Raw genomic sequence first — 2,057 nt, 5'->3', positions numbered from 1 at the left:
GCCGCAAAGGCGCCCGCCCGCCGACCCTTGGGACAGGCTGCGCCTGTTGGTCCGCTTCCGGAGTCACCAGGGAACAGGCTGAACCCCTGTCCATGTGGCTGCTGGCACAAACCAGAACGGCCCCGGAAGTCTCCGGGGCCGTTCGGTTTGGGTCAATGAAGGGTTATTCCGCCGGTTGTAGCGCGCCGCGCGGGGCGGCGGAGAGCAGGGCATTGGTCACCAGCCCGCCCACCGTGATGGCGCCCAGGGCAGCCAATGCGGCGACTGAGAGGGTCGGCACGCCCGAGAGGCCCGCGCCCACGGTGCAGCCGCCGGCCAGGACACCGCCCACCCCCATCAGCGAGGCACCGGCCAGGTAGCGGCCGGTCTCTGCCGGGGAGGAAAAGCTCTGCCACTGGAAGCGGCGCGCCGCCAGGGCCGAGACGAAGGCGCCCAGGAAGACGCCGCCGATCAGGCCCACGCCGAAGCCCGCCGGGATCGAGGTCGAGGCGACGGTCCAGAACAGCGTGTCCGACCAGGTGGAGGTGAAGGCGAGGCTCTGCATCGCGATCGGGTCGAAATCGTCATAGAGGATGAAACCCGTACCGACCCAGCCCAGAGGCACCAGCAGGCCGATGAGCGCACCGCCCACGAGCGCCTGCCAGCGGTTGCCCGAGCGCAGCCCATAGGCCAGTGCTGCGGCGGCCAGCAGCGCGGTCCAGAGCGCGGCGCCACCAGGCAGGGCGGCAAGGCTGGTGGTCTCGCCCAGGGGCAGGGTGGTCTGCGCCAGCGTGGTGCGCACCGGGGCCAGCACGCCCTTGAGCGTCGCATGGGCGACCACGGCGAAAACCGCCAGCACGGTCAGCGCGCGCAGGTTGCCCGAGGCGGTCAGGACCGTCAGCCGCGAAACACAGCCGCGCGTCAGCACCATGCCCGCGCCGAAGAGCAGACCGCCGACGAGGATGGCCGCCACCGGCAGGTCGCTCGCCATGAAGCGGTGGTCGCCGAAGCTGATCCAGTCCATCGCCACGGCGGCCTGGGTGCCCACCAGCGCAAAGGCCAGCGCGGTCAGCCAAACACCAAGCGCGGCGCGCCGGTCCTCGCCGACAAGGCCACGGCGAAAGCAGAACCGCGTCCGCTCGGCCAGGACGCCAAAGGCGGCGCCGAGGATCAGCGCGAACCAGACCGCGGCCTGCGGTGCGGTGAGAGTGTCGAAACCCAGCGATTCATACATGGCAGCCTCCGGGGTGCGGGAAGTCGGGAAACAGGAATTTTGTCCCAAATGAGGGGGCGAGCGCCACAAGGCAAGCACATGATCCTTATGGGCCACCTGCGGAACCGGGACAGTTTTCCGGTTCCGCCTGTCTCGTGGGAAATCGTCATACGGGCGCCCGCGCCGGGGCGGGCGCCTGTTCGGGGCGTCGGGCCGCGCGCCGTGGGGTTATTCTTTTTTCGCCCCCGGGTGTTCTGCCAGCATCGTGCGCAGTTTTTGCACCGTGTTGAGGTTGCGCATCGTTCCCGCCCGCATCGCCGGATGGTCCAGTTTCGACCGGCCCATGCCCTGCGGATAATGGATATAGAGCACGCCGGGACCGGGGATGATCTCTTCGGTCGTCAGCCCCTTTGCCTTGGCGGCGGCGTCCTGCGGCACCGGATCGTCGCTCAGCAGAAGGCCCAGCTGTTTCGGCTCGGCACCGGGAAAGGGCAGGGCAGAGAGGACCGCGTCAAGCTGGGTCAGGTCGCGGATCATGACGCCGACCGGCTTGCCGGCGTAGGTCTCCAGCACCGCCGTCAGCCGCGCCTTGACCGCTGCCGCCGGGGCGTCATGGGCAAAGACCGCGTTGCCGCTGGCGAGCCAGGTTTGCGGATCGGTGCCGCCGATCCCTTCGATCATGGCGCGCAGGTCCGCCATCGGCAGCTTGCCGGTGCCGCCGACATTCACCGCGCGCAGGAAGGCGGCATAGACCGGCATCACGAAAAAGACCGGCGGTTTGCACCGCCGGTCCCTGTGGGTGTCATCGCGCCAGGGCTCACCGGCCCCGGATGCGTGGGTCCAGCGCGTCGCGCAGCCCGTCGCC

General features: G+C 69.6%; 2 protein-coding genes. Both read right to left on the bottom strand.

What is annotated here, in order from left to right:
- Positions 1–163 precede the first annotated feature (163 nt).
- On the bottom strand, positions 164–1,213 hold the full coding sequence (locus tag PVW46_RS21575; protein ID WP_069208520.1) for a YeeE/YedE family protein: 1,050 nt from the start codon (positions 1,211–1,213) through the stop codon (positions 164–166).
- A 207-nt stretch (positions 1,214–1,420) separates the two neighbouring features.
- Positions 1,421–2,057 (bottom strand): DUF1697 domain-containing protein (locus PVW46_RS21570; protein ID WP_274577553.1); only part of this gene is annotated, 637 nt, incomplete at its 5' end.

Source organism: Mameliella sp. AT18 (genome assembly GCF_028807275.1).
Lineage (GTDB): Bacteria > Pseudomonadota > Alphaproteobacteria > Rhodobacterales > Rhodobacteraceae > Antarctobacter > Antarctobacter albus.
The sequence above is the reverse complement of the archived record's forward strand: the minus strand, read 5'-3'. Positions and strand labels throughout refer to the sequence as shown.

Excerpts from the sequence above, each read along its gene's own strand:
- PVW46_RS21575 (WP_069208520.1), bottom strand. The coding sequence starts at position 1,213 with ATGTATGAATCGCTGGGTTTCGACACTCTCACCGCACCGCAGGCCGCG.